A 25,188-nucleotide genomic window follows, 5' to 3' on the forward strand; every position below is an offset into this window, starting at 1 on the left:
CGCCACCGGCCACCCGCGTCACATCACCCAAGCCGGCAGATACCGGGCCGGGTTACGGCTCCCGACGGGTGGCCAGCCGCAACCGGCGTTTGACGCCGCCGGCCGCGCGGGTCCGCAGCCGGGAGAGGACGTTCACCTTGTCGGACGGGGCGTTCAGTTGCTGGCTGAGGAGGTCGGCGTGGTCCAGCATGCCGACGATCGTCTCGACGGCGACCTGGAGCAGCTGGTCCTCGGTCAGTTCGTCGGGGCTGACGCTTTCCCGCATCACGGTCGGCCGCAGCTCGTCCAGGTCACCGACGATTCGACACGGATAGTCCTGAAGCTCCTTGATCTGCTGCTCCGCCAGCTCCCGCACCCAGTCGGCCCGGTCCAGGCCGACGCCGAAGGGCACCCCCTCACGCCGCTTGAGCACGGCGTCGACCAGGTGCTGGTGGACCACCTTCTGGTACGGCGTCCGCAGCGGATAATTGTCGCCCAACGCCAGGTTGACCCGGCGGAGCAGCTCGATCTCGGCCGCGCCGAGCGACGGATTCGAGGTGGGTTCCGCCAGTTCACACAGCCCGTCCGGAATACCCAGGATCCCGGCGAACCGGTGCCACAGCAGGTCCCTCGGCGCGCCGGGCGGTGGAACGGTCACCAGGTACCGGTGCTGCGGGGGCACCAGATCGCCCCAGCGGCGCAGCATGCTCGGTGCGGTGTGGTTGTCCCAGAAGGTGTCGGCCCGGCCCTCCTCGACGGCACGCAGGAAGGCACCGAACCGCCAGCCGCTGCGCGCCCGGATGCTCTGCTGCCAGAAGGACGGGAAGGTCCGCCACAGGTCACGGCCGGCCGCGATGACGTGGACCTCGGCGGCCTCCAGGCTCTGCACCGCCCGGGCAGCCTGCGCATCGGTCGCCGCGCCCAGCCCCTCGTTGCTGATGATCGCGTCACCGGGCCAGTCGCGTACCTTCTCGGCCAGCCGATCCCACGTCCAGTAGGCGTCACTGTCCCGCCAGTACGCCACGCGCAGATCGGCCATCGCGTGGTCGTGCGCCGCCGCGCTGGCCGGCAACAGAATGCCGGCCTCCGCCAGCGCGGCACTATTGTTCCAGAGCACGTTCTGCACATAGGTGCTTCCCGTTTTCGGTGCACCGATGTGCAGATAGACGCGTCTGGCCATGCCGCCTCCCTGGCATCGACATCACGTCGATCGACGTGGTCACGTTTGCGGAGCCAGGGTGACATACCGCGGGCGTACACCAAAACAGCGGGCGACGCCTTTTCAGCCGGACGAATTCCCGGTTCTTCGGACATGTACGGGCCGCGAAAATCAGGTGAACAATCCCCTGCCGGCGTAGGCGGTCGGCGGTTCGTCGAGGGCGATCACGCCGCGTCGGCGTAACACTTCACGATGGACAGATCCAACGGAAAGCGGACCGGCGTGTCACCGAACAGCAGCGCGCTGGCGCGCCGGCCCGCCCGGTCGACCGCCTCGGCGACCTGCTCGGCCTGCGCCGCCGGGCAGTGCACGATCACCTCGTCGTGCTGAAAGAAGACCAGCTCGGCCCGGCTACCGGTCAACTCGCCGCGGAGCACCGCGAGCAGGGTGGACGCCCACTCGGCCGCGGTCGCCTGGATGACGAAGTTGCGGGTGAACCGGCCCCGGGACCGGGCCGCCCGAGCCCGGGGCGACTGGACGCCACCAGCGTCGTCCGGGTCCGCCGGGTCATCGTCGGCGCCGAATCCCGCCGTACCGGGCGGGCAGGTCCGCCCCAGCCAGGAGCGCACCAACCCACCCGCCTCACCGGTGCGCGCCGCCGCCTCGACGTAGCCGAACGCGGTCGGGTAGCTGCGTCGCAGCACCGCCAGGGCCGGCACCGCCGCCCCGCCGGTCTGCCCGTACATGGCGCCGAGCAACGCCAGCTTGGCCCGGGCCCGGTCACCGCCGAAGGCGTCCCGGGCCAGCGCGGCGTAGAGGTCACCGGTCGCCCCGGCGGCGGCGAGCCGGACGTCGCCGGAGACCGCCGCCAGCACCCGTGGCTCCAGTTGCCCGGCGTCGGCCACCACGAACCGCCAGCCCGGGTCGGCCACCACCGCCCGGCGGATCACCTTCGGGATCTGCAACGCGCCGCCGCCCCGGGTGGCCCACCGGCCCGACACCACCCCGCCGGGAACGTACTCCGGCCGGAACCGGCCGTCGCGGACCCAGGCGTCCCGCCAGGCCCGGCCGTGTGCCGTCCAGATCCGGTACAGCTCCTTGTACTCCAGGACCAGCGGCACCGCCGGGTGATCGACCCCGCGCAGCACCCAGGCCCGGGTGTTCGGCAGCTCCACGCCGACCCGCGCGAACGCCTTCAGCAGCTCGGCGGGGCTGTCCGCGTGCACCTGCCGGACCCCGAACGCGGCAGCGATCCGCGTGGCCAGCTCCGCCAGGCGGCGTGGCGGTCCACCCACCGGAGAGGGTTCACCCAGCAACTCGGCGAGCAGCGCGTCGTGCACGTCTGCCCGCCAGGGCAGCCCGGCCGCACCCATCTCGGCCGCGATCAGCGCACCGGCCGACTCGGCCGCCACCAGCAGCCGGAACCGCCCCGGGTCGTCGGTCGCCGCGACGCGGTCGAGCTGGTCGGCGTACACCCGGGTCAACGCGGTGATGCCCGGACCCGGCGGCCCGGGCATAGCGTCGAAGAGTGCGGCCTGACCGGCGCCGGGCGGGGTGGCGGCGCGCGGCGGCGGATCGGCCGGCACCGGCGCCCCGGTCAGCCGCGCCCAGGCCGCCGCCAGCGCGCGGGGCTCACCCCATCGGCCGGCGTACCCGAGCAGCAGCCCCTCGGTCAGCTCCACGTCGTGGCAGCGCTGCACGGTGACCCCGGCACGCAGCAACGCCGGATAGCGCGCCGCACCGCAGGCCCACACCCAGCGTGGCTGGTCGGTGCGCTCCCGGGCGGCCACCGCGGCGGGCAGGTCGACGACCGGTTCGGGCGCGCCCAGCGGCGCACCGGTCGGATCGAGGGGTTGCAACACGCCCCCACCCCGCTCGTCGGACACCACCGCCACCAGCACGAACGTGATTCTGCCCGGCGCCTGCGACAGACCGGAGCCGGGCTCGTCAGTCTCGCCGCAGGTTCATCCGCAGCAGTTCGGATTCGTCGGAGATGCCCGGTGGCGCCTTGGTGTCCGCCGGGAGCAGCGACCAGGCATCCTGCTTGCGCACCAACCGAGGGGAGTCCAACCGCACCTGCTCGCCGCCGACGGACAGCTGCGCGGTGCCGGCCGCCAGGACGTTTCGCACCCAGTCGGTACGCGGCCCGTACAGCGGCACGAACAGGTATCCGTCGGGCAGCGGGTGGGCGTCCAGCGGAGTCTGGTACGTCCTGCCGGACGATCTGCCCACGTGCGTCAGGACCGGTCGGACGCCCCGACGGACTTCCCGCGGGTTGACGAACCGTTTGTTGAACCGGGCGAGCCACCGCGGCAACGGCATGCCGACCTCCTCGTTCTCGGTGTGTGTCAGCGAGCACCACCGAACCACCTGGTTAGCGCCACCTCAAGGGTCCGCTGGTCCGCGCCGACCCATGCGACGTGCCCGTCCGGCCGAAGCAGGACCGCCGGCACGTCCAGTTCCTCGGTGGTGTCGACGACATGATCTACCCGGTCGCGCCAGCCGTCCACCGAGAGCCGCCCGGTCTGGTCGAGCAGCAGCCCGGCGCCGGAGCGCAGCAGCTCGAACAGCCGCCCATGCGTGAGCTGCACGTCGCGTAGCCGCCGCCCGAGCAGGGCATGGCCCTCGCCGACGTCGTACCGGACACCGATCGCCGTGATCTTCTCGATCAGGTACCGGTTGACGTCGTCGAAGTCCATCAGCTGCGTCAGCAACCGTCGGACGGCCTGCGGCCCCGGCTCGTTGGTGGTCAGCTCCATCTGGGCGCGCGTGTTGTCGAGCACGTCCGCCGCCACCGGATGCCGCTCGGACTCGTAGGTGTCCAGCAGGTCGTCCGGCGCCCAGCCGTCGATCGCCGCCGCCAACTTCCAGCCCAGGTTGAACGCGTCCTGGATCCCGAGGTTGAGCCCCTGCCCACCCAGCGGCGGGTGGACGTGCGCGGCGTCCCCGGCCAGGAACACCCGTCCCACCCGGTAGCGCTCGGCCTGCCGGGTCGCGTCGCCGAAGCGCGACAGCCAGCGGGGCGAATGCACCCCGAAGTCAGTGCCCGCGTACGCCCGCAGCTGGTGCGTGAACTCGGCCAGCGTCGGCGGCGTCGACCGGTCCTCGGCCACGCCCTGCGCCGGCACGACCGCCCGGAACACCCCCGGTGTGCCCGACGGCCCGACCCCGAACCGCTTCTCGGTCCTGCGTACCTCCGTCACCACCTTGGTGATCTCCTCCAGGGACGCCGTCACCGCCACCTCGCCCAGCAGCGTGTCCACCCGCGACGGCTCACCGGGAAAGCCAACGTCGAGCAGCTTGCGGACCGTGCTGCGTCCGCCGTCACAGCCGACCACGAACCGCGCGCGCACCGAAGACGCGCTGCCGTCGGCGAGTTGGACGGTCACCCCGTCGTCGTCCTGCTCCAGCCCGACCGCCGCGTAGCCCCGCCGGATCTCGGCCCCGGCGTCGGCCGCGTGCTCGGCCAGCAGCCGGTCGGTCAGCGGCTGCGGAATGCCGAGCACATATCCGTGGGCGGTGTCCATTCCGGCAGGGGCGGGCTTGTCGATTCCGGCGAAGAATCCCCGGATCGGAAACTGCTTACCGTTGTCGAGGAACCGCTCCAACAGCCCCCGCTGATCCATCACCTCGATGCTGCGCACGTGCAGCCCGAGCGACCGCACGAACGGTGGCGGCTCGGCCTCCCTCTCAAGCACGAGCACGCCAGCGCCGCGCAGACGCAACTCGCTCGCCAACATCATGCCGGTCGGCCCGCCACCGACGATGATCGCATCGAACATGAATCCCCCCAGGTATGCCAATTCTTTCGCTCGGCGGACGATTGTGCGCCACGACCGGGGTCTTGCCGCAATGCCGGGGGTGCGGTATATGTTGACAGTGGCAAGGAGTTCTTCTCCTTGCCTTTGTGCTTTTCGGGTCCGGCACGCCGCTCCGCCTCCCGGGTCGTTAACCTGGGCGCGTGACGGTCGACCTCTTCGCCGGGCGTGAAGGTCCAGGCACGCGATGACAGACAAGATCGACTTCAGGAAGAGCATCGACGCCTACCGGGCACCACGGGGACGGTTCCGGATCGTCGACGTACCCGACCTGCGCTATCTCATGGTCGACGGCCACGGCGACCCGAACACCTCACCCGCGTTCACCACGGCCGTCGAGGCGCTCTATCCGGTGGCGTACAAGCTGAAGTTCGCCAGCAAGCGCGACCTCGGCCGCGACTACGTCGTTCCGCCTCTGGAGGGCCTGTGGTGGGCCGACGACATGGCCGCCTTCACCACGTCGCGGGACAAGTCACAGTGGAACTGGAGCCTGCTGCTCATGGTCCCGGACTGGATCGACCGGGCCATGTTCGACACCGCCGTCGCGCAGGCCGGCGCGAAGACCAAGCCGGTACGCCTCGACGACATCCGCCTGGAACCGTTGTCCGAGGGGCGATGCGTACAGACACTGCACGTGGGCTCCTTCGACGACGAAGCCGCCGTGCTCGCCGACCTGCATGACGAGTTCATCCCGGCCCAAGGGCTGCGCATGACCGGAAGGCATCACGAGATCTATCTCAGTGACTTCCGCAGGGTCGCACCCGACAGACGGCGCACCATCCTGCGGCAGCCGGTCACCGCCGAGGCCGCGCCGTCAAAACCAGGATGACCGCGACACCGGCGGCGCGTAGGGTCCGGCCATGCCCCGCACCGAGCTGCGGCCGTTCACGGCCGCCGACCTGGCTGCCTGCGCCACGTTGCTCGCCGAACGGCACCGCCGGCACCGCGTCGCGCAGCCGCTGCTGTCCGCCCGGTTCGAGGACGCCGCCGCGACGCTGGCCGAGCTGACCACCGGGTACGAGACGCCGGACGCCTCGGGGGCGGTCGCCTACCGCGGCGGCGTACCGGTGGGTTTCGTCCTCGGTGCGCCGAAGCCGTTCCCGCTGTGGGGGCCGAACATCTGGGTGGAGGCCGCCGGGCTGGCGGCCACCGATCCCGAGGTGCTGCGCGACCTGTACGCGCTCGCCGCGACCCGCTGGGTCGACGAGGGCCGCACGGCGCACTACGTCGTCGTGCCGGCGCACGACCCGGAGCTGGTGCAAGCCTGGTTCCGGCTGGGCTTCGGCCAGCAGCACGCGCACGCCATCCGACCCGCCGCCCCGCCGGCAACGGTCACCCCGGCCGGACTGTGGGTGCGTCGGGCCAACCGGGCCGACATCCCGGCACTCGCCCAACTCGACCGCGAGTTGCCACTGCACCAGGGACGCTCCCCGACGTTCTCCGCCGGCCCGATGGGCACGATCGAGGAAGCCGTCGCCGAATGGACGGCCGACATCGACGATCCCGCGTACGCCACCTTCGTGGCCGAAGCGGATGGCCAGGTCATCGGCTCTGCCATCGGCTGCGCGCTGGAGAAGTCCAGCTCGCACCTGAGCCTGGCCCGCCCGGAGCACGCCGGGTTCCTCGGGTTCGCGGCGGTGCTCCCGAGTGCTCGCGGCCTCGGTGCCGGGCGGGCGCTCGGATCCGCCGTCATCGACTGGGCGGTGTCGGCGGGTTTCTACAGCGTGGTGACCGACTGGCGAGTCACCAACCTGCTCTCCTCACGCGCCTGGCCGAAGCTGGGCTTCACCGAGACGTTCCTCCGGCTCCACCGGCTGATCCGGTACTGACCACCACATCCGACGCCAGCGGGCTCCGCCGCCGTCGGGATGGCTACGACAGGATTTCCGCGTCCATGACCGCGTTCACGTACAACAACAACAGCCCAGCCGACGGCGTTTGCCCGATCGGCGATCCCAAGTGCGCGGGCACCTTCTGATGAGGCTTGTCCTGCGGCGTTTCGAGCCCTTTCCTCTCATCCTTGCCCCGGTCTGGCTGATCCTGATCGTGCTCGTGCTGTGGTCGAAGGAATTCGCAGCTCAAGATATTGCTGTTGCTGTCGTGGTGTTCTCTCTAGTGGCCTTGTTCTGTCACCTGCAGGGGCCGGTATTGCAGGTGGTGGTGACACCGCAGCATCTAGTGGTGGCCAACACCTTCTTCCGCCACCGGGTACCGCGCCGCATGATCGATGACGTAGTGGGCACGGACTTCGGCGTCAAGGTGCGGCTGGTTGACGGCGACACGATCGCTGTTGCGATGTTCGATCCAGCCGTGAATGGTGTCACCGCCAAATCCGCCCGCTGGTACCAAGGCAGATCTCGAAGATTGGTCGAGGCGATGGAAGCGGTTCCTTCCGAGGTGTCTCCCGACCATGAGGTCGAGAGGTCGGCAAGATACGGAAATATGTTCACTCTGCTGGTGTTCGTGCTGATCATCGCGAGTGGGATCGGCTATGTGGCCAATGCTTGACTTTCGGTCAAGCGGTCGGTACCCAGAACCGCAATTTCCCGCCGCGTTGGTCCGCCAGGATGCCGCCGGTGGACTCGATGACCTTACGGGATGCGACGTTGTCCGGGTCGCAGGTCACCAACGCAGATTCGATGCCCAGGCGGTACGCCACGGGCAGCGCCGCACGCAGCATCGCGGTGGCATGGCCACGACGCCGCGCCGAGGGCCGTACGTCGTAACCGATGTGACCGCCGACCTCGCGCAGACGCGGGGTCAGGCGATGCCGGATCGCGAGGCGGCCGAGGTAGTCGTCGTCCTGGATCCACCACAGGGTGGTCGATGGCACCCAGCCGTCGGGGCGGGGTGATTCCGCAAGGGCTTGAGACCGCAACCAGTCGACGTACCCGGCGAAGTTCTCAGGCACCACCCAGTCGCGCCCAAACCTGCGCAGCTCGGCCCCGATCATGCTGTCATCGCCGGAGCTACCGCGACCCTCGGCGCGGAACTCGGCCATGGCGGCAACGAAGGACCGATGTACCCGCACGGTGGGCGGCCTCAGCTCGGGCATAGCGATATTGGTACCGAACCGGCCACGCCTGCGCACCCGCAATTCGGCGGGCCAGAACGTCGGAGCGCAGTCGAAGCAGCGGGGCAGACACGGTGGCCGCAGTCAGGTTGACATTGACTCATCCTATGGATAAAAGGATTGCGACATCGGGTGGGGGCGACATGCGACAGGCAGATCACACGGACGTCGGGCGTTGGCTGGCCGGGCACGGCCTGACCGGTGTCGGGACGGCGGCCCGGCGAGCCATGGCCGCCCGATGATCGTCATCGACGCGGCCTCGCCGACGCCGCCGTACGAGCAGCTCCGGGCCCAGCTCGCGAGGCAGATCCAGGACCGCTCACTTGCCGTCGGCACCAGATTGCCGACGATCCGCCGCCTCGCGGCCGACCTCGGTCTTGCCATCAACACCGTCGCACGGGCGTATCGGGAGCTGGAGGAGGCCGGGCTGATCGAGACCCGCGGTCGGGCCGGCTCGTTCGTCTCGGCCGCCGGTGAGCAGGCCCTTGAGCAGGCCCGCCGCGCCGCCCGCGACTACGCGGCGGTCGTCACCAGCGTCGGCATCGATCCCACCGAGGCCATCCGGATCGTCAAGGCGGCACTGGGCCATGCTCCGGCACGGTGACGATCGCGCCTGCTGGCCCGCCGCTGCACGACCGTTGAGCTTCGTCTCAGCGGTCGTACCGGGAGAGAGTTACTCGGTCACGATCCGTCCGACGGGTCGGCCGGCTGCTGTCCCGGCCAGAACGGCCACTCCTCGAACGACCGGCAACGTCCGTCGTCCGCGAAGCGCATGATCCAGAGGTCGCGGTACTCCTGGTCGACCGGGTCGCCGTAGCGGACCTCCTGGCGCGACACCGCGGTGTCGCCGTCGATTGCGACAATGTCCGTGGTCATCTGGAACACCTCGTCGGGGCCCTTGCGCTGCTGCTCCCACATCCGGGCGATGGCCGGCAGGCCGACCACCGGCGTCCAGTACGGCCCCTGCTGATAGCTCGCGTCCTCGGTGAAGAGCGTGGCCAGCGCCTGCGTACCCGGCGTCCGCCAAGCCCGCTCGTAGCTGGCGATCCAGTCGGTGACCTGCTTCCTGTCCATGCACAACACCATGCCATCGCGAGGGCGGTCGGCAACGGGATCCGTCGGACACCGACCCTAGGCTCTGGCCCGTGCCCGTCGCTCGCGCAGCCAGACGAGCAGCACCATGGCGATGTTGACGACGGCGAGGATCAGCAGGGACGCGTCGCCGGTGTCGGTGGACCTGTCGATCGCGAAGCCCTCGCCGCCAGCCATCACCGTGTTCACGGTCGTGAACAGGACGTTGTTGGCGACGTGAAACGCGACCGGGGCCTCGATGCCGCGGCTGATGATCGCCATCAGCCCGGTGGAGACGCCGAACACGGCGTAGTAGCCGAACAGCCAGGGGTCGGTCGACCCGTGGACCACGGCGAAGCCCAGGCTGGAGATCACCAGCCCGAGGGCCAGGGCCGGACGGACCTTACCCACCCAGGACGCGGCGGCGGGCAGCACGGCGCTTCGGAACATCAACTCCTCGCCGGTGGCCTGGATCGGGGTGCTCAGCAGAACGATCACCAGCATGGCGATCGTCGTGCCGGTGACGCCGAAGCTGGTCCAGCCGGGCGCGTCGGGCGCGACAACCGCGACCACACCGATCCCGGTGCCCACCAGCAGCGCCGCACCGATCAGGTAACGCACCAGGCGGCGGGCGTCGAACGCTCTCGGAAAGCTGATCAGGCTGCGCCACGGCACCCTGGCGATCCAGGTGAGCAGCAGGATCGCCAGCGCGCCCGCCGTACCCACACTGATGTTGACGGCCAGGAACTTCAGCGGCGTGAAGGTGGGTGCCATCGGGTCGTCGCTGCCCTCGATGACGCCGACCAGCTGGTAGAGCAGAACCTGCAGGACCAGCATCACCAACGGCGGCACAATGATCACCACGAGCGGCTTCCACCAGCTCATGCGCAGGTGGGCACCGAAGGGGCGGGAGTTGTCGACCGCTGGTCGGGACCGCGTGGGGGTCGGCCGGGTACTGGACATGTCATCCATTGCAGCGCGCACGGCACCCTTCGGACAGGGCCGCGATGTCACCGATCGACCATGACATTCCCGCAGCCAGACATATGACGCGATGTCACTGGTGACCCAACGACGCCGACACCAGTTCGACACGACCCATAGATCTGGACGCCGAGCCAACGGCGCAACGACCACGTCCTGATCGGAACCACTGTCACGGATGAGCCGGCCCGGCGGTCCCGGGGGTCGGCGAGTGGGTCCGTGCTTCCGGCTCGGCCTGCTGCGACTCGATCGCCCGGATGTGCCGGTACGCGAACCACAGCGGCGGGAACGCCCCGACGGCGAAGGACAGGTCCACCACCGTCCAGAACCACGGGATCTCCCGCAGCGGCCCGCAGATCAGCGCCAGCGGCACGATCCCGACACAGGCGATCATGCCGAGCTGGACCACCCAGACGTTGCGCACCGGGTCGCGTAGCGGCCCCCAGAACGCCACCGCCAGCACCAGGTGGGCGTAGGCGAGCCAGTCGGTCCCGTACCGCATGAACGGGTACCGGTCCCCGGTTTCGACAAGTCCGACATGGACTCGCTCGATCCAGCCGACCAGGGCCGGGAACTGCTCGGCGAGCGGTTCGGCCGCCCGCAGCAGCCAGCGCACCTCGATCTCCAGAGGAAACGCGGTGACCCCGCTCAGGAACAGGCCCACCACCACGATCCACAGCCAGCCCCGGATCCGCCGTAACCGCTCGTCGACGCCCATCCCCGCAGCGTAGTGATGAGCCTCGGGCGCCCGTGGTCGGCCACGGGCGCCGTGAGCTGCCCCACCGGTCGGGCCGGGCACGGTCCGACCGGGGATGTGTCGGGGCTACTTGCTGACGCCGGCGGTGAGGCCGGACTGCACCTGGCGCTGGAAGACGATGTAGACGATGAGCACCGGCAGCATCGCCATGGTGACCCCGGCGAACAGGCCGGACCAGTCGGAGCGGTAGCCCTGGTTGACCGACAGCTCGATCAGGCCCTGGGAGATGACCTGGTTCTTCGGCTCACCGGCCACCGACTGCATGAGCAGGGTCGGCAGGTACCACTGGTTCCACTGGCCCAGGACGTTGAAGATGCCGATGCTGATCAGGCCCGGCTTGGCCATCGGCAGCATCACGCTGAAGAACAACCGGCTGTGCGACGCCCCGTCGACCATGCCCGCCTCGGCGATCGCGGTGGGCAGGGTACGGAAGAACGAGTGCATGAAGAACACGGTGAACGCCAGCGACCAGGCGACGTAGACCAGGATCAGCATGAGGTGCTTGTTCGGGCCGAGGAAGGGCAGCGTCACCCCCATGTTGTAGACGCCCTTGAACAGCGGCACCGCCGCCAGATAGATCGGCAGGGTCAACCCCGACAGGAACATGTAGTAGATGAACCGGTTGCCGGGGAAGTCGTAGCGGGCGAGCACGTAGGCGGCCATCGAGCCGAGCAGCATGGTGAGGAAGACGCTGCCGGTCAGCACCAGCACGGTGTTGACGAAGAACGACCCGATCTGCCCCTCGGTCCAGGCGCGGGCGAAGTTGTCCCACTGCAACCGCTCGGGGATCAGCGACAGCGGCTTGCGGATGACCTCCGAGTCGGTCTTGAGCGCCGACATCACCACCCAGAGCAGCGGGTAGACCACCATGACCGCCCACACGGCGAGAAACAGGTGGGAGAAGCCGTTGAAGAACCGCGCCCCAGCGCCGCCGCCGACGGCGGCGCGCGGGGCCGGTGGTGGGGCCTGGTCGGGGCCGGCCAGGCCACCCGGGGTGTGGGTCACCGTGCTCATCGTCGGTGTCTCCTCAGTACTCGATGCGCTCACGACGGGTGATCCTCAACTGGAGAGCGGCCAGCAGGATCGTGAAGATCGCCAGAGCCACCGCGATGGCGCAGGCGTAGCCGAACTGCCCCTTCTGGAACGCGTTGAAGTGAATCACCGAGGCGAAGATCTCGCTGGCGTGGTTCGGGCCGCCCTGGCTCGGGGTCATGATGTAGACGAGCGCGAACATGTCCAGCGCGATGAAGCCCAGGTAGACCCAGGCCACCGAGACGGTGTCCCGCAACAGCGGCAGGGTGATCCGGAAGAAGGTGTGCACGCGTCCCGCGCCGTCGAGGATGGCCGCCTCGAAGATGTCCTTCGGGATGGACTGCATGGCGGCGGAGAAGAGCACCATGTAGAAGCCGGCGCCGCTCCAGACCGCGATCAGCAGCAGCCACCACAGCACCGCCGGTACGCCCAGGAAGGGCTCCGGGTCGTACATGAAGGTGATCGGGTCGTCCTCACTGATCAGCCCGATCTTCATCAGCACGCCGTTGATCAGACCCTGGCCGTCGGCGCGGTAGATCTGCTGCCACATCACCGCGATCACGACCAGGGACAGCACCTGCGGAAAGAAGAAGATCACCTTGTACAGGCCGGAGCCGAAGACGCCCCGGATGCCGGCCTTGTCCCCACGCCCGCCCACGTTGAGCAGGAACGCGAGGAACAAGGCCAGCGCGATGGTGAACAACGGCACGGTGATCAGGAAGAAGACGTTGTGCCAGAACGCCTTCCTGATCAGCTCGTCGGAGAACAGCCGGACGTAGTTCTCCAGCCCGACGAACTGCTGCCTGTCGGAGTAACCTCCCCAGTCGGTCAGCGAGTACCCGGCCGCCTGCAGGAAGGGCCACACCACGTAGAAGAGGTACAGCCCGACCGGCAGGGCCAGGAAACCCGTGACGAAACGCGCAACACCGTGCCGCATGGGACTCACTCTTTCCGTTCCGGATCAGGCGTCGCGGGTCTGCTTGGTGATCGACGAGTCCTTGGCGACCTTGTCGGCGGCGGCCTGCATCTTGTCGACGAACTGCGCGGCGGTCAGCCGACCGGCCATCAGCTCGGCGGACAGGTTCTGGCTCTCCTTGTCCAGGTCGGCGTAGAAGTTCCAGAGCTTGATCGAGATCAGGTCCGAGCTGGCGTTCTTCATCAGCTCGTTGGCGCTGGCCAGGGCCGCGTCCTGGACGTTGTCGCCGGAGCCCTTGGTCGACGCCAGCGACTTGGTCAGCTCGGCGAACTTCGCCGAGCCGGCCTTGGAGAGCACCGCACGCAGGAACTCCTTCGCGGCAGCCTTGTTCGGCGCCTTGGCCGGGACGACGATGCCCTCGCCGGCACCGGCGTAGACGTCGTTGGGCGCCTTGTCGGTGGCGCCCAGGCCCCAGTAGTCGGAGATCTTCATCTCGAAGCCCGGCGGGATGGTCGCCGCCATCTCGTTCTTCAACCACGTGCCGACCTGGATGAAGGCCGCCTTGCCGTCGAGCCACGCCTGCTGCGACTGGGTGTGGTCGAGCTTGCCGGGCAGCAGCAGCTTGTCCTTGACCAGCTTCTCCCACGCCTCCAGCGCCGGCAGGACGCCCTCGGCCCGCCAGGCGTTCTCCTTGAGGTTGTCGATGTCGATGACGGCCTGCTTGCCGGCGGACTTCCAGACCGTCGCCATCAGCGCCCAGCGCGGGTAGTAACCGTGCACCGCGTCGTACACGTAGGGGGCCATGCCCTTGGCCTTGATCTTCGGGGCGAGGGCGAAGAAGTCGTCGAAGGTCTTCGGCGGGGTCCAGCCCTCCTTGTCGAACAGCACCGAGTTGTACCAGTTGCCCCAGACCGTGTAGGCCACGTTCACCACGAAGAACTTGCCCTGGTAGGTGCCGTCGCCGACGGTGCCCGGCAGCAGCGTGTCGGCCACGGTGCCCTCGCTGTCCCAGGCGGGCGCGGCGAGCAGGTCGTCCAGCGGCTCGATGGCACCCTCGTTGACCAGGGTGCTGATGTCCATCATGTCGGCGCCGGAGTTCATCACGACGTCGCTGGGCTGCGTCGCCATCTTCGGCTGCTCTTCGGTCTTGATCTTCTGGGTGGAGCTCATGTTGACGGTGACGTTCGGGTACTTGGCGTTGAAGATCGCCTGGTCCTCCTTGGCCCAGGCGTCACCCAACCCACCGTTGAAGATGACCACCTTCACGGCGCTGCCGTCCTGCACGCCGAAGGGGTTGTCGTTGCTCTTCTCCCCGGCGCTGTCGTCGTTCTGGCTCGGCGTGCTACCGGCGCAGGCGCTGAGCAGACCGGCGGCCGGGGTCACCAGGAGGCCCGCGGCCGCCGCGCGGCGCAGCAGGGTCCGGCGGTCGAGATCGGGGGTAACGGACATCGTGTGACTCTCCTTGTGAGGTCGGGTCAGGCGGTGCGCCGGAGACGCCCGGCGTACCGCGACTCGAGGGCGAGGTTGTGCTCGTCCCCACCGGGGACGTTGGCGGAGAGGTAGATAGGGGGTACCTCTCCGGCCTGGTGGAACCGTCGTACGACCTCCGCGGTCAGCAGCTGCGCCAGCAGCGCCGAGGTGACCGAGGAGACCGCACAGACCGCGCCGCCGCCCTCGAGCGGCAGCAGTGCGTCGCCGTACGGCGCGCCGTTGTCCAGCACGACGTCGGCGAGATCGACGAGCCGCCGACCGGACGGGTGCCGTGGGGCCACCCGTGCGGTGTGCTCGACCGAGGTGACCGCGATCAACGGGTGACCGCGTCCGGTGGCCAGCAGGGCCAGTTCGACCACCGAACCGTTGATGCCGGACTGGGACGCCACCACGAACACGTCCTGCGGCTGGGGTGCGGCGATCGCGTAGAGCTGATGCGCGACGGCCGGGTCGCGCTCCAGTTTGGGGTCGGCGAGCACCTGGCGCGCGGCGTCGCCGTGCAGCACCAGGTCGTGCAGGGAGATCCGGTTGGTGGGTACCAGTCCGCCGGCCCGGGCGACAAGTTCGGCGGCGAAGACCTCCGAGTGCCCGGCGCCGAACGCCTGGAGCACCCCACCGGCGCGCAGGCTGGCGGCGATCAGGTCGGCGGCCCGGCCCAGCGACTCGGACCCTCGCTCGACGAGCCGGTCGAGCACCGGTCGCACCGCGTTCGCGTACCCCTGGGCGCTGATCATGCGCTCGCCTCCCTCGCGGCCTTGTGCCCGTCGACGGCCTGGGCGGTGCGCCGGAAGGCCGCGTGGGCGCGGTCGTGGGTGCGTTGGGCGACGGCGATGTAGAGCAGGTCGAGCACGACCAGTTGGGGGTGCCGGGCCGACAGCGCGTCCGGCCGGAACGTGGTGGCCTGGCTGGCGGTGAGCAGCACGATGTCGGCCAGCTCGGCCAGCGGCGACCGGCGGAACCCGGTGAGCGCGATGGTGGTCGCGCCCCGGCTGCCGCCCTCGGCGAGCATCTCGATGGCCTCGCGGGTCTGTCCGCTGTGCGAGATGCCCAACGCGACGTCTCCGGGGCGCAGCAGCGCGGCGGCGGCCAACCCGGAGTGCACGTCGTTCCAGGCCCACGCGGCAACGCCGATGCGGTGCAGGCTGAACTGCATCTCCTCGCCGACCAGGGCGCTGCCGCTGGCGCCGAAGATGTTCACCCGCTCGGCACCGGCGATGGCGACGGCGGCCCGTTCCACCTCGCTCAGGTCCAGCAGCGCGGCGGTGTCGTGCATGGCCCGGGTGTCGGCGGCCATGATCTGCTCCAGCACCCGCTCCAGCGGGTCACCGGGCTGGATCTCGCGGCCGATGTCGACGGTCCAGCCGGCCGAGCGGGCCCGGCCGGTCTCGGCGGCGATGCCCAGTCGCAGGTCGGCGTAGCCGTCGAAGCCCATCGCCCGGCAGAACCGGGTGACCGTGGCCGGCGACGTGCCGCTGCGTTCGGCCAGTTCGACGATGGTGGCCCGGGCCGCCGCCTCCGGGTCGCTGAGCACGTGCTCGGCGACCCGGCGCAGCGCGCCGGTAAGTTCGGCGGCACCGGTGCGGACGCGGGCCAGTGTCCCGTCCGAGGCGACGAGGGCGGTGCGCCGGTCGATCCCGTCGGGAACGACGAGGGCACCCCGCGGGTCGATCCCGTCGGCGTCGGCCACCGCGGTGCCCGCGGAGGTGTCCGACTCGTGATCAACCATGGGGTGCCTTTCGGAAAAGACTGTTAACTGTTAGTGGTAAAAGTTCTTACTGAAGGCCCCTCCGTGTCAAGAGCGTGGGCGAAGTTTTCAAACTGTTACCTGGCGCACAGCCCGCCACCGAGCCCGCCCGGTGCCCGGCATCAATGCCGCGACCAGCACGAACGCGACTCGGCGAGGAGGTGGCGCGGGCGTCCACGGACCCGTGCCGCAACCGTCCCGACCGCTGCCGGGACTGGCCTAGGCTCGGAGGATGCGCCGCCTGGCCCGCCTCGCCGCCCGTACGCCGCCGGACCGGGAACGCTACCTCGACCTGCTGCGGGCACTGGCCATCATCCTGGTGGTCCTCGGGCACTGGGCGATAGCCGCGGTCGAGTACGACGAGTCCGGCCGGCCCGACGGGCATTCGGCCCTGACCACGATGCCGTGGGCGTATCCGCTCACCTGGGCGGTCCAGGTCATGCCCGTGTTCTTCCTGGTCGGCGGGTACGCCAACGCCGCCTCGCTGGCCGCCCACCAGCGCCGCGGCGGCGACGCGATCGGTTGGCTGCTCGGCCGCAGCGCCCGCCTGCTGCGCCCGACCAGTGCCCTGGTGCTGGTGCTCGCCGGTGCCGCGCTGGTGGCCCGGCTGGGCGGTGCCCAACCGGACGAGGTCCGCCCGATCGTCTGGTTCGCCACCATCCCGCTGTGGTTCCTCGCCGCCTACCTGGCCGTGGTGCCGCTGACCCCGGTCATGTACGCGCTGCACCGCCGCCTCGGGCTGCTGGTACCGCTGGCGCTGGTGCTGCTGGTCGCCGCCGGAGACGCCGGCCGGGCCCTCGGACCGGCCGGCCTGGCCCTGCCCGGCTACCTGCTGGGCTGGCTCGCCGTCCACCAGCTCGGTTTCGCCTGGTACGACGCCCGCCAGGGGCACTGCCGCCCGACCGGCCCACGCACCCGGTGCCTGCCGATGTCCCGCCGGGCCGCGGCTGTCATGCTGCTCGGTGGTCTCGGCGTGGCGGTCCTGCTCACCGGACCTGGCCCGTACCCGATCAGCATGATCAATCTGCCCGGTCAGCGGCTGGCCAACGCCGCCCCGCCCAGCGTGGCACTGCTCGCGGTCGCCACCGCACAACTCGGGCTGATCCTGCTGCTGCGGCAGCCGGCGGAACGGTGGCTGCACCGCAGCCGCCCCTGGCAGGCGGTGATCGCCGTCAACTCGGTCGTGCTGACGGTCTTCCTGTGGCACCTGAGCGCGGCCGTCCTGCTGGTGGGTGCGCTGCACGGGCTCGGCCGGCTGCCCACACCGGAGGCCGGTACGGCGGCCTGGTTGGCCTGGCGGGTGCCGTGGGTGCTGATGCTGGCGGTGGTACTGGCCGTTCTGGTCGCCATCTTCGGTCCGATCGAGGCGTCCACCGGTCGACCTCGACACCTGCGGGCGCCGGCCAGGTGGGCGGGTGCCCGCGCGGCACTCACCGTCGCCGGATTCGCCGCCGTCATCTACGCCCTGGCGGCCAACGGCACGGCGGCCAAGACCGCACCGGAGCCGCTCGGGTGGCCGGCGGAGGCGCTGGTGGCCTACCTGGCCGGCGCGGGCACGCTGCGCCTGCTCAGGTCTGGGTGGGGAAGCCGAGATTGACCCCGCCGTGGCGCGGGTCCAGCCAGCGGCTGGTGACCACCTTGCCCCGGGTGAAGAAGGCGACCCCGTCGGCACCGTGCGCGTGCAGGTCGCCGAAGATCGAAGACTTCCAGCCACCGAACGAGTAGTACGCCATCGGCACCGGGATCGGCACGTTGACGCCGACCATGCCGACCTCCACCTCGTGCTGGTAGCGCCGGGCGGCACCGCCGTCGTTGGTGAAGATCGCCGTGCCGTTGCCGTACGGGTTGGCGTTTACCAGGGCGAGCGCGTCGTCGTACGAGTCGACCCGCAGCACCGACAGGACCGGCCCGAAGATCTCGTCGGTGTAGATCGACATCTGTGGGGTGACCCGGTCGAACAGGGTCGGCCCGAGCCAGAAGCCGTTCGGGTCACCGTCGACGGTCACGTCCCGCCCGTCCACCACGGGCACCGCGCCGGCGGCCACACCCGCCTCGACGTAGGCGCGCACCCTGGCCGCGTGCGCGGCCGTGACCAGGGGACCCATGTCGCAGCCCCGCCGCCCGTCTCCGGTACGCAGACCGGCCATCCGGCGGGCGATCCGGGCCACCAGATCGTCGGCGACCGGTTCCACGGCGACCAGCGCCGAGATCGCCATGCACCGCTCCCCCGCCGAGCCGAACCCGGCATTGACGGCCGCGTCGGCAGCCAGGTCCAGGTCGGCGTCGGGCAGCACCACCATGTGGTTCTTCGCCCCACCGAGCGCCTGCACCCGCTTGCCCGCCGCCGTGCCGCGCTGGTACACGTGCCGGGCCACCGGGGTGGAGCCGACGAAGGACACCGCCCTGATCGCCGGATGGTCCAGCAGTGCGTCGACCGCCTCGGCGTCCCCGTTGACCACGTTGAACACGCCGTCGGGCAGGCCGGCCTCGGCGAAGAGTTCAGCCAGCAGCAACGCCGCGCTCGGATCCTTCTCGCTCGGCTTGAGCACCACGGCGTTGCCGGCGGCCACCGCCACCGGCACGAACCACAGCGGCACCATCACCGGGAAGTTGAACGGGCTGACCACCGCGACCACTCCGAGCGGCTGGCGCAGGCTGTACGAGTCGACCTCGGTGGAGACGTTCTCGCTGAAGCCGCCGCGCAGCGCCGCGGGGATCCCGCAGGCGTACTCGATGACCTCCAGGCCGCGTTGCACCTCCCCGGCGGCGTCGGCGAGCACCTTGCCGTGCTCGGCGGTGATCAGCTCGGCCAGCTCGTCCCGGCGGGCGCGGACCAGCTCGCGGACGGCGAACAGCACCGCCGTCCGCCTCGCCAGCGACGAGTCGCGCCAGCCGCGGGCCGCCCGCTCGGCCGCGGTGACCACCGCCGCGACGTCCGTGGCGCAGGCCAGCTCGACCTGTGCGGTACGCCGACCGGTGGCCGGGTCGAACACGTCGCCGCGCCGGGTCGAGGTGCCGCCGGTGCGCTTGCCGTCGACGAAGTGCCCGATGAGGTTCATGGATTCGCCCTTCGTTCCCGACTGCGGGCTCGCAGGACCGGCTCACTCCTCGCGCTCACGGGTTCACCGCCGCCACGCCGGCCCGGATCGCGTCGACCAGGATCGCCAGGCCCTCCCGGGCCTCCTCCTCGGTCAGCGTCAACGGCGGTCCCATCCGCAACACGTTGCCGTACAGGCCGCCCTTGCCAGTCAGCAGTCCGCCCTCCCGGCACGCCTCGAAGATCCGCGTGGTCAGCGCCGCGTCGGGTTCACCGGTGCCCGGGTGGACGAACTCGACGCCGAGCATCAGGCCCTTGCCGCGTACCTCACCGACCCGGTCCAGGTCGGCGACCGCCGCGCGCAGGCCGTCGCCGAGGATGCGGCCGACCCGCGCGGCGTTGGCCTGAAGATCGTGCGCCAGCAGGTAGTCCAGCACCGCGTTGCCGGCGGCGGTGGAGAGCGGGTTGCCACCGAAGGTGGAGAAGCTGATCCCGGACACCGAGTCCAGCACCTCCGCCCGGCCGACCACCCCGGCCAACGCGAATCCGTTGCCGATGCCCTTGGCGAAGGTGAGCAGGTCCGGGGTGACACCGTGGGCCTGGTAGCCCCAGAAGTGCTCGCCGGTCCGCCCCCAGCCGGTCTGCACCTCGTCACAGACGAGCAGGATGCCGTGCTCGTCGAGGACCTTCTTCCAGGCGGCGAAGAGACCGTCGGGGCCGTGCACGAAGCCACCCACGCCCTGGATCGGCTCGACGATGAGGCAGGCCACGTCCCCGCTGGTCTGGGTGGCGAGCACCTCGCGCAGATCCTGCACCGCCGCGTCGACCCGGTCGGGCTCCGGCAGCCGGGCCAGCAGGCCGCGCAGCCGGTCACCGGAGTGCAACCAGGCCACCTGGAACGGGTTGATCGACGTCGGCGACCAGGTGCGGTTACCGGTCGCGCCCATTGTCGCGTACGTGCGGCCGTGGTAGCTGTTGCGCACCGCGAGGATCTGGTGCGACCGTCGATGGTTCGTGGCGACCAGCAGCGCCGCCTCGTTGGCCTCGCTGCCGGAGTTGGTGAAGAAGACCCGCGCGTCCGGGATGCCGGACAGCCGCGCCACCTTCTCGGCCAGCTCGACCTGCTGACGGATCAGGTACAGCGTCGAGGTGTGCACGATGCCGGTGCCCAGTTGCCGCTGCACCGCCTCGCGGACCTCGGCGATGTCGTAGCCGAGCGAGTTGGTCAACACCCCACCGAAGAAGTCCAGGTAGGTGCGGCCCCGCGCGTCGGTGACCCGACGGCCGTGGCCGCTGACAAGTTCGATCGGTTCGGCGTAGTAGAGCGTCATCCAGGACGGGAGCACGGCCCGGTGCCGGGCCAGCAGGTCGTCGGCGGTCATCGTCGCCCCTTCGGTCGCGTTCCCGCACGCTTTCACCACCGTCACTGCCGCGACAAGTGCCAAACTGTCCGGCGGTGCCCCGGGAACGCTGACAAACCGTCAACGCTTTCCGTCGCCGCATCGCCGTATCGCCGCGTTTCCGGTGGTCGGATACGCAGCCGGATGGCGTTTTCCGCCTCCACTCGCGGGAAGGTGCAGTGCCACCGCGACCAGCGCGAACCCCGTCCAGCCGGCGACGAGCGCCACCACGACCGAGACGTTCTGGCCCAGGTGGACCCCGACCAGGAAACCGAGCAGCGCCAGGCTGTTGCGGGCGAAGTGCCGGCAGAAGGCCGGCAGGTCCCGCCGCACCTCGACCGCCACCAGCACCCCCGCGTACGGGAAGGTCACCACCAGCCCCCGCAGCACCTGGCCGAGCAGTCCGGTGAGCACCGCACCGGCGAGGATCAACAGCAGCCGACCCACCACCGGCACCCGCGCACCGTGTCCCGCCGGCACCGCCGGTGGGTCGGCCGCCGGCACCGCCGGTGGGTCGGGTTCGGGGAGACGGCGCAGCACCAGCATGGCGAGCAACCACAGGGCCACCGTGGCGGCAAGCGTCGGTCCGAACGGCAGCGCGAACGGGCGCAGCACCGCCGCGACCGCCAGGTAGCCGGCGACACCCGCCAGGTCGGCCAGCAGAATCGGCATCCGGAACCGGTGGTACGCCAGTGCCACGACGCCGAAGAACAGATTGAGCCCGACCACGCCGACGAGTTGCGTGCCGTCGACGGAGTGACCGGTGGCCAGCAGCGCGGCCGTCATGGGCAGCGGCAGCGCGGCCACGAGGGCCCGCCACCGGACCGGACGGATCAGGGTCACCGCCCAGACCACCGCGGTCACCAGCAGTACGCCCTGGACGGTCATCGGTTCGTCAGGTGTCGAAGCTGGCCCGGCTGAGGCACCCCTGGAACGTCTCGTCGGTCCGGGTGAGGTCGGCGGCGTTTACCGAGAACCGGTTCTCGTTGATCTCGCCGTGCGCGCTCATGCCGGCCGTCCAGCACGCGGTGCCGTCCCAGCGGATCAGGTTGACGTGCAGGTCGGCCGGGACCGCGCCGGTCGACAGCAGACCCACCCGGACACCCGCCCGCCGCTGCGTCGCCACAAGTTCCGCCAACTCGTCGGAGAACTCGGCGTAGGTGAAGATCCGAGTGATCGCCACTCCCCGGGCGAGTGCGGCGAGGTTCTCCGACCAGTACCGCCGGCCGATGTCACCGCTCCACCAGGCCAGCCGAGGCAGCACGTTTGTCAGCGCCTCCAACTGCCGTACGCAGTCCCGGGTGGCGGCCAGCATGTCCTGGTAGTCCGTGCCCGGCCGGATGATGCGTCCCTGCCGGAGCTGGCCGAGATCGGCGTGGAAGCGCTCGAACCGGCGCTGGGTCTCCTCGGCGACCCGGGTGCCCGGATGGCGGTCGACCGCCTCGGTCGCCGCGGTGGCGATTTCCGGGACCGCCCGCACCAGCCAGTGCGGGCCGGCCAGCAGCGCCCGCAGGTGGAACCGACGCTCGGCCCGGGCGATGGAGTCCACGAGCAACGAGATCGTGATGCCCATCAGACCGGCCAGCAACGACTCCACGCCGGTGGCGGCACCGGTCAGGTCGAGCGTCACGGAGAGCGAGATCGACAGACCGATGCCGACCAGTGCGACCGGGTCGGTGTGCGCGATCAGCCGCGCGGCACCGACCGCGTGCGCACGTGGCCCAGTACGCGGACGCCGCAACAACTGAACCATCAACCACCCCCAACCACCCAACTCCCCCCACCGTAGAACGCCCCCACCACCCCACCCCCAAGCCAGGTTGATCATGAAGTTATTGTCCGGAGATCCGACAAAAGGTGACAACAACTTCATGATCGACGAGAGTGGCCGGGGAAGGAGGAGGGCGGGTGGTGGGTGGGTGGGCTGTTAGGCGGGGGCGGTGGTGCGGATGGCTTCGGCGAAGACTTCGGAGCGGTGTTCGAAGTTGCGGAAGCGGCCGTAGCTGGGCGCGGCGGGCGAGAGCAGCACCACCCCACCGGTCGGGGTGACCTGCCGGGCCAGTTGCACCGCCTCGGCGAGGTCGTCGACCAGTTCGGTGCGTACCTTGGGCAGCCCGTCGAGCGCCCCGATGATTCGCGCGCCGCTGTCCGGGATGCCGATGACGGTCAGTTCCCGCTCGGCCAGGTGCTCGCGCAGGGGCGTGTAGTCGACCCCCCGGTCGTTGCCGCCGACGATCACGGTCAACGGTCGCCCCTCGTACGCGTCGATGGCGTGGATGGCCGCGTACGGGCTGGTGGCGAGGGTGTCGTCGACGAAGGTCAGCCCGGACGGATCGGCGATCTCGGTCAACCGGTGGGCCAGTCCCTGGAACTCGGCGACCGCCAAGGCCAGGGCGTCCTTCCGGTCGACCAGGTCGATGCCCAGCGCGTCGAGCACGGCCAGGGCCACGCAGAGGTTGCCCTCGTTGTGCCGACCGACGAGCGGCAGCACCGCCCGGGGAAAGAGTGGCTGGTCGATCCGGTGGAACCAGGGCGTACCATCCGGGCCGGCGGCGACGTTCACCGAGTCGGCGGTGCCGGCGCGTACCGCCGCGCGGTCGCCCAGCTCGAACGCCAGCCGTGGGTCCGCGCCGTTGACCACCACGGTGCGCGGCCCGTACGCGAGCAGGTTGAGCTTGTCCCGGTAGTACTCCCGTTCGCCGCCGTGCGCGTCGAGATGCTCGGGAAACAGGGCCGTGACCACCGCCACCCGGGGCGAGTCGGTCAGGTCGCTGCACTGGTAGCTGGACAGCTCCAGGACGTACAGCTCCGCCTCCGGCAGGTCCAGCGTCGGTACGCCGATGTTGCCGCCGAAGACGTTCGGCCGGTCCACCGCGGTCAGCAGGTGGCTGATCAGGCTGGAGGTGGTGCTCTTGCCCTTGCTGCCGGTCACCCCGATGGTGCGGTCACCGTGGTCGGCCATCCACAGCGAGGTGCCCTGGGTGACCGTCGCGCCCTGGCGGCGCAGCTCCACCAGCCAGGGATGCGTCTGCGGCACACCCGGCGAGCGGACCACCACGTCGGCGGCGGCCAGCCGGGCGAAGCCCTCCTCGCCGGTGACCAGCGGGGCGGCTTCGGCCAGGGGGCCGTCCCAGGGCAGGGTGAGGAAATTCGCGCTGTCGTCGACGGCGACGAGGTCGGCCGGGCCGTGGGCGGCGATGGCCGTCACGGCGGCCCGCCCCTCCCGGCCGGCCCCCCAGACGGCGACTCTACGTCCGCGCAGGTCAGACAGGCGCACAGGCTCTCCTCGGGTACGACGGCGGTAGGGCACGGTCCGGCCGAGCCGGGCACGACCGGACGAACCAGGGCCTAGTATGGCGTGTGCTCAACACGCAGCTGGCGCGGATGGACGCCTTCACCTTCCCGTCCTACTCGATCGACCTGTCCACCGGCGAAGCGTTGTTCGACTACGCCCTGACCGGGCCCGACGGCGAGCAACGGTTCACCGAGGTGGTCACCTTGCCGGTGCCGGCGGAGTCCCCGTCGGACGCCGCCGTGGCGGCGCTGGGCCGGGTGCTTGAGCTGCTGCACGTGGTGGCGGGGGTCAGCTACTACAAGACGGCCGCGCCGGGGCAACTGGTGCTGCCGGCACCGCTCGGCCCGGCCGCCGTCGAGTTCGTCACGGCCGTCTACACCAAGGGCCTCGCCGAGTACGCGTACCGCAACCAACTGCCACACGTGCTGGAGCTGACCCCGCGCGTGCCCGACGGACGGGTGAAGCGGGCCGCCGAGTACGACAACTCCGACCGGCGCCCGCTGTCGGCGGTGGGTGGCGGCAAGGACTCGATCGTCAGCCTGGAGGCGCTGCGCCGGGCCGGCCTCGACCCGGTGCCCTTCTCGGTCAACCCGAACCACGTGATCAACGCGGTGAACGCGGCCTCCGGGCTGCCTGCGCTCGCGGCCCGGCGGCGCATCGACCCGGTGCTGTTCGAGCTGAACGCAGCGGGCGCCCGCAACGGGCACATCCCGGTCACCGCGATCAACTCGCTGATCGCGGTCGCCACCGCCGTACTGCACGGCCTGGGCCCGGTGGTGATGTCCAACGAGCGCTCGGCGTCGGACCCGAACCTGATCTGGAACGGTCACGAGATCAACCACCAGTGGTCCAAGGGCATCGAGGCCGAGGGACTGCTGCGGGCCGCGCTCGCGGAGCACGCCGGGCTGGCCGAGCCGTACTTCTCCCTGCTGCGCCCGCTGTCGGAGCTGCACATCGCCCGACTGTTCGCCGGCATCGACCGCTACGACGACGTGGTCACCAGCTGCAACGCCGCGTTCAAGCTCCGCGACGCCAGCGAACGCTGGTGCCGCGACTGCCCCAAGTGCCGCTTCGTCTTCCTGGCCCTGGCTCCGTTCATGCCCCGCGAGCGGATCACCCACATCTTCGGCGGCGACCTGCTCGCCGACTCCGCACAGATCCCCGGCTACCGCGAGTTGCTCGGCATCGACGGCCACAAGCCCTTCGAGTGCGTAGGCGAGGTGGAGGAGTCGGTGGTCGCCCTGAGCCTGCTCGCCCAACAACCCGACTGGCGCGACACCCCCGTGGTGACCGCCCTGGTCGCCGCCCTCCCCGACAGCGCCTGGACGACGGCCGCCACCTCCGACACCTTCACCCCCACCGCCGCCAACCACCACATCCCCCCCACCTACCAGAAAACCCTCCAAACCCTCACCCCCTAACAGCCCCCACC

At 70.3% G+C, this 25,188-nt stretch carries 24 protein-coding genes; 6 read left to right on the forward strand and 18 right to left on the reverse strand.

Annotated features, from left to right (window positions below; all coding sequences use genetic code 11):
- Nucleotides 1-52: 52 nt before the first annotated feature.
- The 4 genes from KBX00_RS17725 to rox form a co-directional block, all read right to left on the reverse strand.
- The gene (locus tag KBX00_RS17725; protein WP_210828331.1) at nt 53-1,159 is read right to left on the reverse strand and encodes a hypothetical protein; all 1,107 of its coding nucleotides are present in this window, start codon (nt 1,157-1,159) and stop codon (nt 53-55) included.
- Between the two features lie 203 nt (nt 1,160-1,362).
- On the reverse strand, nt 1,363-3,039 hold the full coding sequence (locus KBX00_RS17730) for a bifunctional 3'-5' exonuclease/DNA polymerase (RefSeq protein ID WP_374225314.1): 1,677 nt from the start codon (nt 3,037-3,039) through the stop codon (nt 1,363-1,365).
- Nucleotides 3,040-3,085: 46 nt separating this feature from the next.
- Nucleotides 3,086-3,460, reverse strand: coding sequence for a nitroreductase family deazaflavin-dependent oxidoreductase (locus KBX00_RS17735; protein WP_210828334.1), 375 nt, complete (start codon nt 3,458-3,460; stop codon nt 3,086-3,088).
- 26 nt (nt 3,461-3,486) lie between these two features.
- On the reverse strand, nt 3,487-4,920 hold the full coding sequence (gene rox / locus KBX00_RS17740; protein WP_210828336.1) for a rifampin monooxygenase: 1,434 nt from the start codon (nt 4,918-4,920) through the stop codon (nt 3,487-3,489).
- A gap of 223 nt (nt 4,921-5,143) precedes the next feature.
- On the opposite strand from rox, the gene KBX00_RS17745 reads away from it, so the two are divergent.
- From KBX00_RS17745 to KBX00_RS17755, 3 genes are all read left to right on the forward strand, one after another.
- A complete protein-coding gene (locus KBX00_RS17745; RefSeq protein WP_210828344.1) occupies nt 5,144-5,785 on the forward strand; it encodes a GyrI-like domain-containing protein in 642 nt (213 codons plus the stop codon).
- 31 nt (nt 5,786-5,816) lie between these two features.
- Complete coding sequence (locus KBX00_RS17750) at nt 5,817-6,785, forward strand: GNAT family N-acetyltransferase (protein ID WP_210828347.1); 969 nt, start codon at nt 5,817-5,819, stop codon at nt 6,783-6,785.
- A gap of 148 nt (nt 6,786-6,933) precedes the next feature.
- A complete protein-coding gene (locus KBX00_RS17755) occupies nt 6,934-7,464 on the forward strand; it encodes a hypothetical protein (protein ID WP_210828349.1) in 531 nt (176 codons plus the stop codon).
- Nucleotides 7,465-7,471: 7 nt separating this feature from the next.
- On the opposite strand, the gene KBX00_RS17760 is transcribed toward KBX00_RS17755, so the two are convergent.
- Complete coding sequence (locus KBX00_RS17760; RefSeq protein ID WP_210828351.1) at nt 7,472-8,011, reverse strand: GNAT family N-acetyltransferase; 540 nt, start codon at nt 8,009-8,011, stop codon at nt 7,472-7,474.
- Nucleotides 8,012-8,267: 256 nt separating this feature from the next.
- On the opposite strand from KBX00_RS17760, the gene KBX00_RS17765 reads away from it, so the two are divergent.
- Nucleotides 8,268-8,633 (forward strand): GntR family transcriptional regulator, encoded by a 366-nt coding sequence (locus tag KBX00_RS17765; protein WP_210828355.1) that lies wholly within the window; start codon nt 8,268-8,270, stop codon nt 8,631-8,633.
- A 77-nt stretch (nt 8,634-8,710) separates the two neighbouring features.
- On the opposite strand, the gene KBX00_RS17770 is transcribed toward KBX00_RS17765, so the two are convergent.
- The 8 genes from KBX00_RS17770 to KBX00_RS17805 form a co-directional block, all read right to left on the reverse strand.
- A complete protein-coding gene (locus KBX00_RS17770) occupies nt 8,711-9,103 on the reverse strand; it encodes a nuclear transport factor 2 family protein (RefSeq protein WP_210828362.1) in 393 nt (130 codons plus the stop codon).
- A 57-nt stretch (nt 9,104-9,160) separates the two neighbouring features.
- Complete coding sequence (locus tag KBX00_RS17775; protein WP_210828364.1) at nt 9,161-10,063, reverse strand: CPBP family intramembrane glutamic endopeptidase; 903 nt, start codon at nt 10,061-10,063, stop codon at nt 9,161-9,163.
- Between the two features lie 193 nt (nt 10,064-10,256).
- On the reverse strand, nt 10,257-10,802 hold the full coding sequence (locus tag KBX00_RS17780; RefSeq protein WP_210828366.1) for a hypothetical protein: 546 nt from the start codon (nt 10,800-10,802) through the stop codon (nt 10,257-10,259).
- Nucleotides 10,803-10,907: 105 nt separating this feature from the next.
- A complete protein-coding gene (locus tag KBX00_RS17785) occupies nt 10,908-11,855 on the reverse strand; it encodes a carbohydrate ABC transporter permease (protein WP_210828368.1) in 948 nt (315 codons plus the stop codon).
- Nucleotides 11,856-11,868: 13 nt separating this feature from the next.
- Nucleotides 11,869-12,810: a carbohydrate ABC transporter permease gene (locus KBX00_RS17790; protein WP_210828370.1), complete on the reverse strand. Its 942-nt coding sequence runs from the start codon at nt 12,808-12,810 to the stop codon at nt 11,869-11,871.
- Nucleotides 12,811-12,834: 24 nt separating this feature from the next.
- Entirely contained in the window at nt 12,835-14,238 is a 1,404-nt protein-coding gene (gene ngcE, locus KBX00_RS17795; RefSeq protein ID WP_210828372.1) for an N-acetylglucosamine/diacetylchitobiose ABC transporter substrate-binding protein, read from the reverse strand.
- 26 nt (nt 14,239-14,264) lie between these two features.
- The gene (locus KBX00_RS17800) at nt 14,265-15,014 is read right to left on the reverse strand and encodes a sugar isomerase domain-containing protein (protein ID WP_210828373.1); all 750 of its coding nucleotides are present in this window, start codon (nt 15,012-15,014) and stop codon (nt 14,265-14,267) included.
- On the reverse strand, nt 15,011-16,006 hold the full coding sequence (locus KBX00_RS17805; protein ID WP_210828376.1) for a MurR/RpiR family transcriptional regulator: 996 nt from the start codon (nt 16,004-16,006) through the stop codon (nt 15,011-15,013). Before KBX00_RS17805 ends, KBX00_RS17800 begins: the two co-directional genes overlap by 4 nt.
- A 250-nt stretch (nt 16,007-16,256) precedes the next feature.
- Here KBX00_RS17805 and KBX00_RS17810 point away from each other — a divergent pair, with 250 nt between their 5' ends.
- Nucleotides 16,257-17,621, forward strand: a complete 1,365-nt coding sequence (locus tag KBX00_RS17810; protein WP_210828377.1) for an acyltransferase — start codon at nt 16,257-16,259, stop codon at nt 17,619-17,621.
- Here KBX00_RS17810 and KBX00_RS17815 read toward each other — a convergent pair.
- From KBX00_RS17815 to murD, 5 genes are all read right to left on the reverse strand, one after another.
- Entirely contained in the window at nt 17,593-19,083 is a 1,491-nt protein-coding gene (locus tag KBX00_RS17815; protein WP_210828378.1) for a CoA-acylating methylmalonate-semialdehyde dehydrogenase, read from the reverse strand. The two genes, KBX00_RS17810 and KBX00_RS17815, sit on opposite strands and share 29 nt — an antisense overlap.
- A 55-nt stretch (nt 19,084-19,138) precedes the next feature.
- Nucleotides 19,139-20,443, reverse strand: coding sequence for an aspartate aminotransferase family protein (locus KBX00_RS17820; RefSeq protein ID WP_210828379.1), 1,305 nt, complete (start codon nt 20,441-20,443; stop codon nt 19,139-19,141).
- A 99-nt stretch (nt 20,444-20,542) separates the two neighbouring features.
- On the reverse strand, nt 20,543-21,349 hold the full coding sequence (locus KBX00_RS17825) for a hypothetical protein (RefSeq protein ID WP_210828380.1): 807 nt from the start codon (nt 21,347-21,349) through the stop codon (nt 20,543-20,545).
- 7 nt (nt 21,350-21,356) lie between these two features.
- Complete coding sequence (locus KBX00_RS17830) at nt 21,357-22,214, reverse strand: hypothetical protein (RefSeq protein WP_210828381.1); 858 nt, start codon at nt 22,212-22,214, stop codon at nt 21,357-21,359.
- Between the two features lie 174 nt (nt 22,215-22,388).
- A complete protein-coding gene (gene murD / locus KBX00_RS17835; RefSeq protein WP_210828383.1) occupies nt 22,389-23,738 on the reverse strand; it encodes a UDP-N-acetylmuramoyl-L-alanine--D-glutamate ligase in 1,350 nt (449 codons plus the stop codon).
- A gap of 83 nt (nt 23,739-23,821) precedes the next feature.
- Between murD and KBX00_RS17840 the strand changes: the two genes are divergently transcribed.
- The gene (locus KBX00_RS17840) at nt 23,822-25,177 is read left to right on the forward strand and encodes a hypothetical protein (RefSeq protein WP_210828385.1); all 1,356 of its coding nucleotides are present in this window, start codon (nt 23,822-23,824) and stop codon (nt 25,175-25,177) included.
- Nucleotides 25,178-25,188 lie beyond the last annotated feature (11 nt).

Source organism: Micromonospora sp. C95, assembly GCF_018070465.1.
GTDB lineage: Bacteria > Actinomycetota > Actinomycetes > Mycobacteriales > Micromonosporaceae > Micromonospora.